We start from the raw sequence: 13,181 nt of genomic DNA on the forward strand, positions 1-13,181 counted from the left end.
CATTTTTAGTTCAATGACAGCTCGGCGACCAGTGGCGCCCAGCCCGCGCCGTGCATGTCTCGGTCTGCGATATCGCCTTGGATCACTGGCCGGGGTAGGCTGAATTTCACCACGTTCAACGTGTCGATATCAAAGCGTTTGACCGCTGCAACATCCGCGTGCAGCGCCGCTGCAACACGATCCGTCGACAGGCTTTGCGTGACCTGCTGGAATGCCTCGGCGTTGCCGCAAAAGATATCGATAGTTAACCAAAATGGCCCAGCGTTTTTACTGCGAACCTTGACGACAATGTCTGCGACGGTGCTCATGTGTGGACCTCTAGGCGGAAGGCTTGCATCGGATCATCCAACGTCATTGTGTGATGCAACGTGAACGCATAAGCGGCACCGCGATCGATTTCAGCAGGCGAAAACGGGAAGGCAAAAGTAGGCTGTTCTTCGCCCTTGGTCAGCGGGTGATGCAGTAGATAAGGGTTCAACAGCTTAGCGATTGTGTTCGCGTTTTTCTGCGTATCGGCTGTGATAATCGCCATGACACCGACTTCGATCAGCGTGGATTGGCGCGTCTCAAGAGCACCCAATGTGCTGTCCTGCCCGATGACCCGCAACTCGCATGTAAAATCGATATCGCCGATCCGATCCTGCACTTTGGCCGCGTGTTTGGCGATGATGTCGTCGCACCATGCTTGCACATTTCGAACATAGTGCGCGTCACGGATGGTGACGATGCTGATGGTTTGGAAACCCGCGATACGCGCGCCTTCAAGCTTCACTGTGTAGCTGTCTGATTGGTGCCAAATCGATCCTGTGACCCGCACAGAGCGATCATCAAGCGCCACGTAAGTCGCTGCTGTTACGTCTAAATATCCGCCGGGTTCATACAAAATGAATGGATCCGAGTTCTCGTAAAGCATATGCGCGGACACGGTATGCGGCGTGGCATAAGCCCCGTCAGCCAGCGGCGTGATCGTGAAACCATCCGCATCAAAGTCGATCATGATGACACCGGACTGCGGATTAGTTGCACAAAGCGCACCACACTCCCCAATTTTGGCCCCGTGCCACGCGCCACCAGTATGGTCGCCGTTTCGCAAGGGAACCGCTGCGATAATGGCCGTGTCGGTCGTGCGTCCTGCGATGACGATGTCGGCCCCGGTCGCCAATGCGGCAGCGATTTGTTCGGCACCGGCTAGTGCTACAATGTTCTCGCAGGACTTGATCGTTTCAGCCGATACGCTGGGCGCGCCGGACAATGGGCTGATCTGAGTTTGGGCGATAACAGAAGGGTCTTGGCTAGATTTCAGCGTCGCGATTTTCGCGGTGCGATTGTCTTCGGCCAGCACCTCGCGTGTGATGTCGAGCAGCCAATCGACCATGCTGTCGGTGCCGCAGGTGCCTGCTGTGCCGATAACCAATGGGCAGCCAGCCTCATGGGCGGCGCGCATCATGCCCGCCCATTCTGATTTTGTGGATTCGCGGGCGTATTTTGACACGCCGCGCCCTAAATAGGACGGACCCGAGTCGGTGGAACCGCCGTCAATGGCGATCAGGTCCGGTTTCAGGGCGACGCCGCGTGCGAGGGCTTCGGCGTCGTAGCCAAGGCCCAATGCGCCGGATGGTATGAGAATTTTAGTCACTGACAGCCTGTGGTTTTGTGAGGATACGACGCAAGAAGATCGGTGCGAGGAACCCTAAGATGGATGCGATGATGAGACCGGTTGAGATGCCGGATGAGAACAAGTACTGCCATTCGCCGTCCGATAAGACCATGGCGTCACGCAGCTGTTTCTCCATTTGGTGGCCCAAAAGGATGCCGAGGATGACGGGTACCGTGGGAATGTCGAGCTTGCGCAGAACATAACCTAGCACGCCGAATGCGACGACAAGAAGTAAGTCAAAGTAACTGCCTGTTAACGAATAAATGCCAACAAAGCTAACCATTGTGACGCCGGGCAAGAGCAGGGCAGGCGGCACGCTGAGGATTTTGACGAAGATTTTGACCATCGGGACGTTCATTGCCAGCAACACAAAGTTGGCGATGAGCAAGGACGCGATCAGGCCCCAGACGACTTCTGGTCGTTCGGTAAACAGCATCGGCCCGGGGGTGATGTTTAACGTCACGAGAACGGCCAACAACACGGCGGTTGTCCCTGATCCCGGCACGCCTAACGTGAGCATAGGAACCAGCGCACCGCCAGCGGCTGCATTGTTGCCCGCCTCTGGTGCGGCGACGCCTTTGGCGACCCCTGTGCCGAACCCGCCTTTTTCACCCGCGATGGATTTCTCCATCATATAGGTCATGAAGCTGCCCAGCGATGCGCCCGCGCCCGGCAATACACCTGCGAAAAAGCCAAGTGCTGAGGACCGTAACATGGTCCAGCGCGTTGACCAAATCTCGGCCCATGGGACGGTGACTTTGTCGACTTTGATGCCCACAGCGGATGACTTGCCGTGGCTTTCAATGAAAAAGAAGATCTCGGATACGGCGAACAGACCGACGATGGCGACAAGGAAATCGACGCCGTCATATAGGTGCAAATTCCCGCCTGTCATGCGCGGTAGGCCAGAGTTCGGATCAAGACCGATCATCGCAATCATCAGGCCGATGCAAGACGCAAGCGCCGCTTTGGCTTGGTTATTGGACGAAATGCCGCCGAGCGTGGAAAAGGCGAGCAGGTAGAGCGCGAAATATTCGGCTGGGCCGAATTGGTATGCGACGCGGGACAACAGCGGTGCCAGAACCATCAAGCCGATTGTCGCGAGGAATGCACCGATGAACGACGCAAAGCCAGAGATCACCAGCGCATCGCCTGCGCGGCCTGCTTTGGCCATCGGGTAGCCGTCGAGCGTGGTCATCAAAGCAGGTTCGTCACCCGGAATGTTCAACAAGATCGACGAAATCCGACCGCCGTACATTGCGCCATAATAGATTGAGGTCAGCAGCACCAAAGCCGCAACCGCATCAAGGCCCAAAGAGAACGTCAGCGGGATCATAATCGCCACGCCATTCGACGGCCCAAGACCGGGCAGGGCGCCGACGATCGTACCGATGAAACAGCCGATAACAGCGAGCATAAGGGTGTAGGGCGACAGCGCGATGCCGAACCCAAGTGATAAATTTGCGAGGATATCCATTATACAAACCATCCCTTCGGGAAGCCAATAAGGCCAAGATCAAGGATAAACTTGAACAAAACGAACAAACCGAGGCTCAAGCCAAGTCCCGAAAGGACTGCGAACTTTGGTTTGGGGGTAATCTGATACGACAGCGCACTGGCCACAATCGCAGTCGGAATGATAAAGCCAAGCGGCTTGAGTGCGTAGGAATATCCGATGAGCAGAACAATAGAGATAATGATCGAAAAAACGGTCCATAATTCGGGCCATTCGGGTTCTTCATCGGGACGCAGGATCATCACAACCGCGCAGATAATCGCGACAGATGCGACGCCAATCGGGAATGCTTTGGACCCTACGGGATCGGACAGGAAACTGACCTGAATCTGCATGGCGCTCGCGATATACACGAGCGCCACCAGAATCACGGCCAGACCAAAAATGCGGTCTGACAAATGGCTCATTTTACTGGATCACACCAATTTCGCGCGACAGCTCTTCTGTCTGGGCGACAACATCATCGACCCAAGATTGAAAATCGCCACCGACTTTGGTGAACGGCGCGAGGCCGTTGTCAGCCATGACTTGCTGCCACTCAGCGGAATCCGCAACCGCCTGAAGTTTTGCTCCCCATGCTTCGAATTCCTCGTCAGAGATGTCTTTTGGAACGTAGAGACCGCGCCAGTTTACAGCAACAACATCAATGCCTTGCTCGATAGCAGTCGGGATATCAAAGCCCGGCACACGTTCTTCGGTTAGCGTCGCCAGAATGCGGATTTCACCAGCATCCAGAAAGCCTACGATCTCGGACATGTCGCCAGTCATGGCTTGGGTAAAGCCACCAACTGTTTGGGTGATCGCATCCGCGCCACCGTCAACACCGATGTATTTCACAGCTGTGATTTCGTCAAAACCAGCGGCTTTGAGAACTTGCAACGGCTTGAGGTGATCAAAGCCACCAACCGCAGAACCACCTGCGAATGCGACCGAACCGGGATCGGCTTTGATCGCGTCAACAAGATCGTTCAGTGTCTCGTAAGGGCTGTCAGCAGCCACAACGATCACGCCGGGGTCAGCCGCAATTGCACCAACGAATCGGACTTGATCAGCAGTCGCGCCGCCATAAGCGTTCTGCGCAAGGCGGGTCGTCGTCGCAGACGACGCCGCAATAATCAGATCGTTGTCGTCACTGCGCTCGTTCACAACTGTTGAAAACGCAAGTCCCCCGCCAGCGCCAGCCATGTTTGTGACTTGAACAGGCGCGTCTACCTCACCGATATCAAACAGAATTTTGCTGATCTGACGGCATGTAAAATCCCAGCCACCACCAGGGTTTGCGGGCGCGATGCATTCGGTCGCATAGGCAGCCGTGCCAGAAAAGGCGAAGAGCGCGCTGGTGGCGATTGCGCCAAGAAGCGTCTTTTTCATGTGATATTCCTCCCAGTATTCACACGACAAGAGAGGGCGTAATCGTATCGTCACGTCAAGCTCCCCCCTTGCGTGGGCCGACATTTTGGTCCCAACCTGACAGCAACCTGACAGGCGCACATAAAATGTGCATTTTATGAAAATAGGCGGTGTAATGCGATTTCTGCTGGTCGAAGATAACCATGATTTGGGGCAATCCGTGCAAACGCGGTTGTCGCTGGACGGTCATGCCGTGGATTGGGCCGTGTCGTTGGGCGATGCAGAGGATCATTTGGCGACTGCGAGCTATGATTTGATCTTGCTGGATATCATGCTGCCCGACGGCGATGGCCGCGATTTTTTGGCGTCACATAGGCGGGCAAAACGCGACACGCCGGTGATCGTGATGACTGCTCGATCAGCGGTGGCAGACAGGGTTGCATTGCTGGATACGGGTGCGGATGACTATGTGACAAAACCGTTTGATTTTACAGAGTTAGAGGCCAGAGTTCGCGCAGTTTTGCGGCGTCGTGGTGGTGCTGCACAAACCGCGTTAACCTACGCGGACCTAACGTTCGATCCACTTGCAGCCACCGTCACAATCGATGGGCAAGTCAGAGAGTTGCGCAACCGGGAATTACGCCTGTTTGAGGTGCTCGTCGCAGCCCCAGATCGCATCTTTTCTAAAGGTCAGTTGTGCGACAGATTGCTATCAGCGGCAGAGGCGGTGACCGACAACGCGATCGAGGTTTACGTTGGTCGTTTGCGCAAAAAACTGGAAGGATCGCGGGCTAAAATCGAGACCGTGCGCGGTGTCGGATATCGGTTAACCGAAACATGATGACCGTCTTTAGTCCTGCCGGATCGATTCGCAGGCGACTTGTTGTGATTCTGTTGGTGGTGGCCGCCGTCTTGGCCGGATTGCTGTTTGTGTCGGTCAGAACAGTCGCGAATACGGCGGTAGAAACAACGCAGGACGCCATTTTGGGTGCTGCAACCGTCGCTATCGCCGAAGAATTGCGCGGCGGCGAGGATGGATTAACCATCGACATCCCTTACGCGGCGTTTTCGATGTTGGGGGCGACAGGCCAAGACCGCGTATTTTATCGCATCTTGGTCGGCGCCGAGACGGTGACTGGCTACGCGGATTTACCTCTGCCAGATGCGCCGTTGAGCGGTTTGAAGCCCACGTTTTTCTCGCAACAATATGACGGCGACGTCGTGCGGACTGGGGCCGTGTCGCGGTCTGTACTGGTCGACGGCAGGTCGCAGATCGTGACGGTTTTGGTAGCCCAAACCCGCACCGCCCAAGACGCAATCTCGCGGCAAATGGCGAACCAAGCGGCGACCTTGGGGCTTGGGTTCTTTGCGTTTGCAGCAATTTTATCCATATTTACCGCGCGTTCAGTCCTGACACCGCTGAACCGTCTGGCAGAGGCCATGGGGCGACGCGGACCGCAAGATTTGCGCCCCGTGGACAGGGCCGTACCGACAGAGCTCGCGCCATTGATGCAAGCGTTGAACGGATTTATCGCACGACTGCGCGGCGCGTTGACCCGCACGGAAACCTTTATCACCGAAGCCGCACATCATGTCCGGACGCCGCTTGCCACGGTCCGCGTGCAGGCCGAAATCGCGATGCGCCAGACCGACGATGACGCGCTACGGGCGACGCTGCGCAATATCATTCGGGCGGTGGACGATAGCGCGCGGTCTGCGGGGCAGTTGCTGGATCACGCGACTGTTGTGTACCGCGCCGATCAACGGGCCGACGAATTGGTGGCGCTTGGGCCGTTGGTTTTGGACGTCGTGGACAGCTTTTCGCCAACTGCCGATATGCGCGATATTGCACTGCGTGTCGACGCGCCGGACGAGGTGATTGCACTACAGTTTGATCGGCTCTTGATCGAAAGCGCATTGCGTAACCTGATTGATAACGCTGTGAAATATTCCTACGCAGACAGTATCGTCGATGTTCAACTTTCGACCGATGGGACATTCGCAAAGTTGCAGGTTCTCGATCGCGGACGTGGAATCGGCGATGGCAATAGCGTGCAATTAGTGGCGCGATTTAAACGCGGCGAAAACGTGGGTGATGTGGTTGGATCAGGTCTTGGGCTGACGATTGTACGTGACGTGACGCGTGCGATTGGCGGCAGCTTTGACATCAAAGAACGACAGGGAGGTGGCACATGCGCCATATTATTATTGCCGCTGGCTTAACTCTTTGGGCCTCCATTGCTGGCGCATACGAAATTGAAGAAGAAGCTGTTTTTGAAGGCGGCGAGGCGGAATTGTCGATCCTTTCAACCACCGACACCGAAGTTTTCGCCCCTTTGATCGCAGCGTTTCAGGCGTCCAATCCGGGCGTCACGCTGCGGTACACTGTCGCCACAAGCCAGCAGGTTTTTGCAGCGCTTCAAGAGGATGCGGCGTTTGATCTCGCGATTTCTTCGGCGATGGATTTGCAACTGAAATTGGCAAATGACGGTTTCGCCGTTCCGCATGCATCGACCGAAACTGCAGCGCTGCCAGATTGGGCGCGGTGGCGCGATCAGCTGTTTGCGTTTTCACAGGAACCGGTTGTGATCATTGCCTCAAAGGCCGCGTTCGACGGCAAACCACCACGCACCCGCGCCGAATTGATCGATGTGTTGCGCGATGATCCTGCCCGCTTTGTCGGGCGTATCGGGACTTACGATCCGATGATATCCGGCGCTGGCTACCTGTTTGCGACGCAAGATGCGCGGCAATCGGACACAAGTTGGCGCTTGGCCGAGGTTGTGGGCGGACTAAATCCGAAATTATTCACCACAAGTGGAAGCATGATTTCAGAGGTGCAGTCCGGTGAATTAGCTTTGGCATACAACGTGTTAGGGTCTTACGCATCGCAACGCCTGAGCGGCGGGGACGCGGTGATGATCGAAGCGTTGGATTTCACGCATGTACTATTGCGCACGGCCCTGATCCCGCGCACGGCAGAACGGGCGGATTTGGGTGCTACGTTCTTGGATTTCCTATTGTCCGCAGAAGGCCAGCAACTGGTCGAGAATGAGACCGGGATGCCGCGGATTAATGAGGCGGCGCTGGCGGCGGGGCCACATCTGCGGCCAATCAGACTAGATCCGGGGTTGTTGGTGTTTATGGACCCGTTGATGCGGCAGCAGTTTCTGAACGAGTGGACCGCTGCCGTCGTGCAAGATTGAAACTGCGGGAGCCTCCGGCGGGGATTTTGAAGAAGTCAAAGAAACTAGGGGACGGTGACATCAATCTTCTGGATCAGCGCGTTGGTGGCGCGGTCATAGACGAGGATTTGATTGTCGGTTGTCACCACGCCAAACCAGTCTTGGCCTTGGGTAAAAGAATAGGCGCTGGTCCCTTCGGGTAGGGTGATCCGTTCGGGCAATGGCAGCGGGTCGCGATTCAAGCGGATGACAAGCGTGGTGATCATCAGTATGAAGCCCGCAATCATCACAACCGTCAGCACCGTGACCAACCGTTTCAGGTAGGTCAGATGTGGCGGAAGCGCCTCGGGAATGTCATCCATGTCTGCGACCATCGTACAGTTCTCCATTGCGGACAATCCGCCGCCGCGTCTTGATAAGGCGTTGGCCCGCGATGTGCCAGAGGGCGCGTCGCTGTCGCGGTCCCGCTTGGCAAAGTTGATTGCGGATGGGGCGGTAAAGGTCGACGGCGTTGTTGTCGTCGATCCGCGGTTTCGCGTGGCAGAGGATGCGGAAATTACGGTGGCCGTTGAGGTTGCAGAGGAAAGCCATATTGGCGCCGAAGATATCCCGCTGGATGTGGTCTACGAGGATGACGATCTGATTGTCGTGAATAAACCCGTCGGCATGGTTGTGCATCCGGCACCGGGCACACCGGGTGGGACGCTTGTGAATGCGCTGATCCATCATTGCGGCGAGACGCTTAGCGGTGTGGGCGGCATGAAACGGCCCGGTATTGTGCATCGGATCGACAAGGAAACCTCTGGCCTGTTGGTCGCCGCAAAATCGGATCGTGCGCACCACGGCTTGGCGAAACAATTTGCCGACCACTCGGTCGAGCGGCGCTATCTGGCGATTTGCTATGGCGAGCCCTCGTCGAATGATCCGCGTCTGCGCGGGATCAAGGGCGCGTCGTTTGAGGCGAGTAACATCTTGCGGGTGCAAACATTTCTGGGCCGTCACAAGACAGATCGCCAACGCCAAGCGGTGTCGTTTGATGTGGGCCGCCATGCGGTGACACGCGCGCGGATCGTGCAATCGCTGGGAACACCTGCGGTTGCGGCTCTGTTGGAATGTTGGCTTGAAACAGGCCGCACACACCAAATTCGCGTGCATATGGCGCATTGTGGTCATTCGCTGATCGGTGATCCAGTGTATGGTGGGCGGCGCAAACTGTCACCCAAAGCGGTCGGGCAGGCGGGTGTTGATGCTGTTGCAAGGTTCCGCAGGCAGGCGCTTCATGCGGCCACGCTGGGATTCGTTCATCCGGTGACAAAAGAAGAGATGGAGTTCGAGGCCCCGATGCCCGACGATATGACCGGACTTTTGCGCGCTCTTGGCGGGCAGGTCTGAAACAATCAATCCCATGTGCGTGAGCGCACGGATTTGCCTCTTCACGCGGGGCGTCTTGGTATTCATATATTGGTAAGCAAATGAGGGTAGGTCACTTGAAAGGGCCATCTAATGCCCCCATATCCATGTTAACCCCGTAAACATCGGGGAGCCCGTTAAGGGTAGGGAGTACAGAAGATGAGTAGTTACGCAAATCTGCCAGCGCCATCCCCAGAGCAGGGGTTGAACCGTTATATGCAAGAAATCCGCAAGTTTCCTATGCTTGAGCCGGAGCAGGAATATATGCTCGCCAAGCGTTGGGTTGATCACGAAGACACTGACGCCGCACACCAAATGGTCACGTCGCACCTGCGCTTGGCCGCGAAGATCGCGATGGGATACCGTGGTTACGGCCTGCCGCAAGCTGAGGTGATTTCCGAAGCCAATGTTGGCCTGATGCAGGCTGTGAAACGATTCGATCCGGAAAAAGGGTTCCGTTTGGCGACCTATGCGATGTGGTGGATCAGGGCATCTATTCAGGAATATATCTTGCGGTCATGGTCGCTTGTGAAGCTCGGGACAACTTCTGCTCAAAAGAAACTGTTCTTTAACCTGCGCAAAGCCAAAAACCGGATCGGTGCCTTGGAAGAGGGCGATCTGCGCCCTGAAAACGTCGCACGGATCGCCAATGACCTTGGTGTGACCGAAACCGAAGTTGTGTCCATGAACCGCCGCATGTCGGGTGGCGACGCGTCGTTGAATGCGACCGTCGGTTCCGAAGGCGAAGGGACGATGCAATGGCAGGACTGGCTCGAGGACGAAAGCGCGAACACCGCCTCGGACTATGAAGAAAGTGACGAGCTGGGTGCACGTCGCGAAATTCTGGCCGAAGCGATGGGCGTTTTGAATGATCGCGAAAAGGACATTCTGATGCAACGCCGTTTGGCCGAGGAAACGATCACGTTGGAAGACTTGAGCGGGAAATATGACGTGTCCCGCGAACGGATTCGCCAAATCGAAGTCCGTGCGTTCGAGAAATTGCAGACCGAAATGCACAAACTTGCGAAAGAAAAAGGGATGCTTGAGACCGCGTAAGCGTCGGGCATCTTGAAAAGTTAGGCCGCTGCGGGAAACTGCGGCGGCTTTTGCGTTTCGCGGTTTCAACGTCGCGATGTTGCCGCTAACATTCTCCCAATTGGGAGAAATATATGACAGTTCAATGGGGCGTCTTGGGCGCATCTAGCTTTGCGCGCGACAACATGGCACCAGCTATTCACGCGGCTAAAGGCGCAAATTTTGCAGCGTTAGCAACATCAAGCGCAGATAAAGCTGCTGGATTTCAGGCCTACGCGCCGGATATCGCAGTCTATACCGATTACGATGCGATGCTTGCGGACCCGAAGATCGACGCGATTTATATCCCACTACCCAACCATTTACACGTGCCATGGACGATCAAGGCGCTTGAGACGGGTAAACATGTGCTTTGCGAAAAACCTATCGCGTTGAAAGCAAGCGATTTTGATGATCTGATCGCCGCGCGAGATCGGTCAGGATTGGTCGCAGCCGAAGCCTTTATGATCCCGCATCACGCGCAATACGCTCGCGCGAAAGAGTTGGTTGCATCCGGTGCGATTGGCGATTTGGTCCATATCGACGGGACTTTTAGCTATAATAATGCAGAAGATTTGAGCAATATCCGCCACGATCCGGCGAAAGGCGGCGGCGCCCTACCTGACATTGGTGTGTATCCGATTGGCGCTGCGCGTCTGGTATCCGGCCAGGAACCGCAGTCGATCACATTGTCGAATTTGCGATACGAGCACGGTGTGGACGTGTTTGCGCAGGTCGCGGCTGATTTTGAAACCTGTAGTTTCTCGACCGTCGTGTCGATGCGGATGATGAATTATCAACAGATGACGTTTCACGGGACAACTGGTGTGCTGCGACTGACTTGCCCGTTCAATGCAAATAAGGCTGATGTTGCCGAGCTCGTTCTCGATCAAAACGGCGCGGCGCGGATGGTGCAACGCTGGCCAGAAGAAAGCCAATATGTCCGGCAAGTTGAAAGTTTCTGCGCTGCTGTGCGTGGTGAGACGTCTTATCCGGTGCCGCTAGAGTGGAGCCGCGGCACGCAAGAGATGTTGGATATGATTTACGCCGCTGCGCAGTGAGTTGTTTTGGCGAAATGAAGGCGAGGGCGGCGCGATTAGACGCCGCCCTAAGTGCGTTAGTCTTCCATCGCTTCAAGTTCGTCGATGAAACCTTCGATCATCGACAGACCCTTGTCCCAGAATTTAGGGTCCGATGCGTCGAGGCCGAAGGGCGCAAGCAGTTCTTTGTGATGCTTTGATCCGCCCGCTTTGAGCATATCGAAGTATTTGTCTTTGAAGTCGGGATCGCCTTCTTCGTAAACCGCATACAATGCGTTAACCAAGCCGTCGCCGAACGCATAGGCGTAGACGTAGAACGGTGAATGCACAAAGTGCGGGATGTAGGCCCAGAAAGTCTCGTAACCGGGTGTGAAATCAAAGACTTCGCCAAGCGATTGTGCTTGGACGGACATCCAGAGCGCGTTGATGTCATCTGGTGTCAGTTCACCTTGGGCGCGTGCGGCGTGCAGTTTGCATTCGAAATCGTAGAACGCGATTTGTCGCACGACCGTGTTGATCATGTCTTCGACTTTACCCGCGAGCAGAACCTTGCGTTCCTGCTTGGTTTTCGCACCTTCGAGCAATTTGCGGAACGTCAGCATCTCGCCAAAGACCGACGCCGTTTCAGCGAGCGTCAGTGGCGTGGATGACAAGAGTTCGCCTTGCCCAGCAGCCAAAACTTGGTGAACGCCGTGGCCCAATTCATGCGCCAAAGTCATCACATCGCGTGGTTTGCCAAGGTAGTTCAGCATCACGTAGGGGTGGACGGTCGTGACGGTGGGGTGCGCAAATGCGCCGGGGGCTTTGCCGGGTTTCACGGGCGCGTCGATCCAGCCGTCGGTGAAAAACGGCCTTGCCAACTCGGCCATTTCAGGCGCGAAATCTGCGTAAGCGTCCATGACTGTTTGCTGCGCTTCGTCCCAGCCGATTGAGCGTTCGCTTTCCATTGGCAGCGGAGCGTTGCGGTCCCACGTTTCCATCCGTTCAAGGCCTAACCATTTGGCTTTCAACGCATAATACCGGTGCGACAGGCGCGGGTAGGCGGCGACAACGGCGTCGCGTAGGGCCTCGACGACCTCGGCCTCAACATGGTTCGCCAAGTGACGACCCGCTTGTGGGGATGGCATTTTCCGCCAGCGGTCTTCGATTTCTTTTTCCTTGGCGAGCGTATTGTGGACCCGCGCGAACGTCTTGATGTTCTCTTGGAAAACATCGGCCAGCGCATGGGTCGCGGCCTCGCGTTTGCTGCGGTCCTGCTCGGTGAGCAGGTTTAGCGTCGCCTCAAGGTTCAGCGTTTCGCCGTTAACCTCGAATTCGAGTCCGGCCATCGTTTCGTCAAACAACCGATTCCACGCCGCCGCACCAACGGTGGATTGGTCGTGCAGGAATTTTTCAAGTTCGTCAGACAATTGGTGCGGCTTCATCGCACGCATCCGGTCGAACACAGGCTTGTAACGCGCGAGATCAGTATTAGCGGCGAGTAATCCGTCAAGGTGGTCATCGTCTAGACGGTTGAATTCCAAGCCATAAAAGACGAGCGGCGTGGTAAACGCTGTGATTTTGTCTTGCATATCCGCCATGAATTTGGCGCGATCGCTGTCCGTTGTGATCTGGTAATAGCGCAGGCCCGCGTAGGACATGATGCGTCCGGCGATGATGTCGATTTGCTCGTAACGTTGAACGGCGTTTAGCAGGTCGTCGGCGTTCAGCGTGTCCAGCTTACCCTCGTAATCATTGGCAAAATCGGCACAGGCCGTGTCGAGCCAATCCATATCCTTGCTGATCTCGGGACCATCGGGGCTAGGGTAGAGGTCAGTGAGATCCCATTCTGGCAGGTCGCCAAATTTGTTGTGGCCGCCTGTGGGATTGGCGTCGTGGACTTGCGGGTGACTACGCATCTTAAAACCTCTTCTCAAATGTCTCACCGTACATAGGCGTTGGTGACAGAT

At 55.9% G+C, this 13,181-nt stretch carries 13 protein-coding genes; 6 read left to right on the top strand and 7 right to left on the bottom strand.

Going from position 1 to position 13,181, the window contains the following annotated elements:
- Positions 1-5 precede the first annotated feature (5 nt).
- Genes FHS72_RS11685 through FHS72_RS11705 form a run of 5 tightly spaced genes read right to left on the bottom strand, consistent with a single transcriptional unit; the run spans position 6 to position 4,544 of the window.
- The gene (locus FHS72_RS11685) at positions 6-308 is read right to left on the bottom strand and encodes a DUF4387 family protein (protein WP_183529298.1); all 303 of its coding nucleotides are present in this window, start codon (positions 306-308) and stop codon (positions 6-8) included.
- Positions 305-1,636 (bottom strand): acyclic terpene utilization AtuA family protein, encoded by a 1,332-nt coding sequence (locus FHS72_RS11690; RefSeq protein ID WP_343042681.1) that lies wholly within the window; start codon positions 1,634-1,636, stop codon positions 305-307. The genes FHS72_RS11685 and FHS72_RS11690 overlap by 4 nt, the downstream gene beginning before the upstream one ends.
- Complete coding sequence (locus FHS72_RS11695; RefSeq protein WP_183529300.1) at positions 1,629-3,134, bottom strand: tripartite tricarboxylate transporter permease; 1,506 nt, start codon at positions 3,132-3,134, stop codon at positions 1,629-1,631. Before FHS72_RS11695 ends, FHS72_RS11690 begins: the two co-directional genes overlap by 8 nt.
- The gene (locus FHS72_RS11700) at positions 3,134-3,580 is read right to left on the bottom strand and encodes a tripartite tricarboxylate transporter TctB family protein (protein ID WP_183529302.1); all 447 of its coding nucleotides are present in this window, start codon (positions 3,578-3,580) and stop codon (positions 3,134-3,136) included. Before FHS72_RS11700 ends, FHS72_RS11695 begins: the two co-directional genes overlap by 1 nt.
- A gap of 1 nt (position 3,581) precedes the next feature.
- Positions 3,582-4,544 carry a Bug family tripartite tricarboxylate transporter substrate binding protein gene (locus FHS72_RS11705; RefSeq protein WP_183529304.1) on the bottom strand — a complete coding sequence of 321 codons (963 nt, stop codon included), beginning with the start codon at positions 4,542-4,544 and terminating at the stop codon, positions 3,582-3,584.
- Positions 4,545-4,698: 154 nt separating this feature from the next.
- Between FHS72_RS11705 and FHS72_RS11710 the strand changes: the two genes are divergently transcribed.
- The 3 genes from FHS72_RS11710 to FHS72_RS11720 are packed head-to-tail and all read left to right on the top strand — an operon-like array spanning position 4,699 to position 7,729.
- A complete protein-coding gene (locus FHS72_RS11710; protein ID WP_183529306.1) occupies positions 4,699-5,364 on the top strand; it encodes a response regulator transcription factor in 666 nt (221 codons plus the stop codon).
- Entirely contained in the window at positions 5,361-6,746 is a 1,386-nt protein-coding gene (locus FHS72_RS11715; RefSeq protein ID WP_221235410.1) for a sensor histidine kinase, read from the top strand. Before FHS72_RS11710 ends, FHS72_RS11715 begins: the two co-directional genes overlap by 4 nt.
- On the top strand, positions 6,716-7,729 hold the full coding sequence (locus tag FHS72_RS11720) for an ABC transporter substrate-binding protein (RefSeq protein WP_183529310.1): 1,014 nt from the start codon (positions 6,716-6,718) through the stop codon (positions 7,727-7,729). Before FHS72_RS11715 ends, FHS72_RS11720 begins: the two co-directional genes overlap by 31 nt.
- A 44-nt stretch (positions 7,730-7,773) precedes the next feature.
- Here FHS72_RS11720 and FHS72_RS11725 read toward each other — a convergent pair whose 3' ends face one another.
- Complete coding sequence (locus tag FHS72_RS11725) at positions 7,774-8,070, bottom strand: DUF6476 family protein (RefSeq protein WP_183529312.1); 297 nt, start codon at positions 8,068-8,070, stop codon at positions 7,774-7,776.
- On the opposite strand from FHS72_RS11725, the gene FHS72_RS11730 reads away from it, so the two are divergent.
- From FHS72_RS11730 to FHS72_RS11740, 3 genes are all read left to right on the top strand, one after another.
- Entirely contained in the window at positions 8,069-9,100 is a 1,032-nt protein-coding gene (locus tag FHS72_RS11730) for an RluA family pseudouridine synthase (protein ID WP_183529314.1), read from the top strand. The genes FHS72_RS11725 and FHS72_RS11730 overlap by 2 nt on opposite strands.
- A gap of 177 nt (positions 9,101-9,277) precedes the next feature.
- Positions 9,278-10,174 carry an RNA polymerase sigma factor RpoH gene (rpoH, locus tag FHS72_RS11735; RefSeq protein ID WP_183529316.1) on the top strand — a complete coding sequence of 299 codons (897 nt, stop codon included), beginning with the start codon at positions 9,278-9,280 and terminating at the stop codon, positions 10,172-10,174.
- A gap of 113 nt (positions 10,175-10,287) precedes the next feature.
- Positions 10,288-11,253, top strand: a complete 966-nt coding sequence (locus FHS72_RS11740) for a Gfo/Idh/MocA family protein (RefSeq protein WP_183529318.1) — start codon at positions 10,288-10,290, stop codon at positions 11,251-11,253.
- Between the two features lie 56 nt (positions 11,254-11,309).
- On the opposite strand, the gene FHS72_RS11745 is transcribed toward FHS72_RS11740, so the two are convergent.
- A complete protein-coding gene (locus FHS72_RS11745; protein WP_183529320.1) occupies positions 11,310-13,130 on the bottom strand; it encodes a M3 family oligoendopeptidase in 1,821 nt (606 codons plus the stop codon).
- Positions 13,131-13,181: the final 51 nt, after the last annotated feature.

This window comes from Yoonia ponticola, assembly GCF_014199395.1.
Classification (GTDB): Bacteria; Pseudomonadota; Alphaproteobacteria; order Rhodobacterales; family Rhodobacteraceae; genus Yoonia; species Yoonia ponticola.

What these genes read in the sequence shown, in the direction of transcription:
- FHS72_RS11685 (WP_183529298.1), bottom strand. Translation starts at nt 308, where the DNA reads ATGAGCACCGTCGCAGACATTGTCGTCAAGGTTCGCAGTAAAAACGCT.
- FHS72_RS11695 (WP_183529300.1), bottom strand. Translation starts at nt 3,134, where the DNA reads ATGGATATCCTCGCAAATTTATCACTTGGGTTCGGCATCGCGCTGTCG.
- FHS72_RS11700 (WP_183529302.1), bottom strand. Translation starts at nt 3,580, where the DNA reads ATGAGCCATTTGTCAGACCGCATTTTTGGTCTGGCCGTGATTCTGGTG.
- FHS72_RS11705 (WP_183529304.1), bottom strand. Translation starts at nt 4,544, where the DNA reads ATGAAAAAGACGCTTCTTGGCGCAATCGCCACCAGCGCGCTCTTCGCC.
- FHS72_RS11710 (WP_183529306.1), top strand. Translation starts at nt 4,699, where the DNA reads ATGCGATTTCTGCTGGTCGAAGATAACCATGATTTGGGGCAATCCGTG.
- FHS72_RS11715 (WP_221235410.1), top strand. Translation starts at nt 5,361, where the DNA reads ATGATGACCGTCTTTAGTCCTGCCGGATCGATTCGCAGGCGACTTGTT.
- FHS72_RS11720 (WP_183529310.1), top strand. Translation starts at nt 6,716, where the DNA reads ATGCGCCATATTATTATTGCCGCTGGCTTAACTCTTTGGGCCTCCATT.
- FHS72_RS11730 (WP_183529314.1), top strand. Translation starts at nt 8,069, where the DNA reads ATGTCTGCGACCATCGTACAGTTCTCCATTGCGGACAATCCGCCGCCG.
- FHS72_RS11725 (WP_183529312.1), bottom strand. Translation starts at nt 8,070, where the DNA reads ATGGATGACATTCCCGAGGCGCTTCCGCCACATCTGACCTACCTGAAA.
- rpoH (WP_183529316.1), top strand. Translation starts at nt 9,278, where the DNA reads ATGAGTAGTTACGCAAATCTGCCAGCGCCATCCCCAGAGCAGGGGTTG.
- FHS72_RS11740 (WP_183529318.1), top strand. Translation starts at nt 10,288, where the DNA reads ATGACAGTTCAATGGGGCGTCTTGGGCGCATCTAGCTTTGCGCGCGAC.
- FHS72_RS11745 (WP_183529320.1), bottom strand. Translation starts at nt 13,130, where the DNA reads ATGCGTAGTCACCCGCAAGTCCACGACGCCAATCCCACAGGCGGCCAC.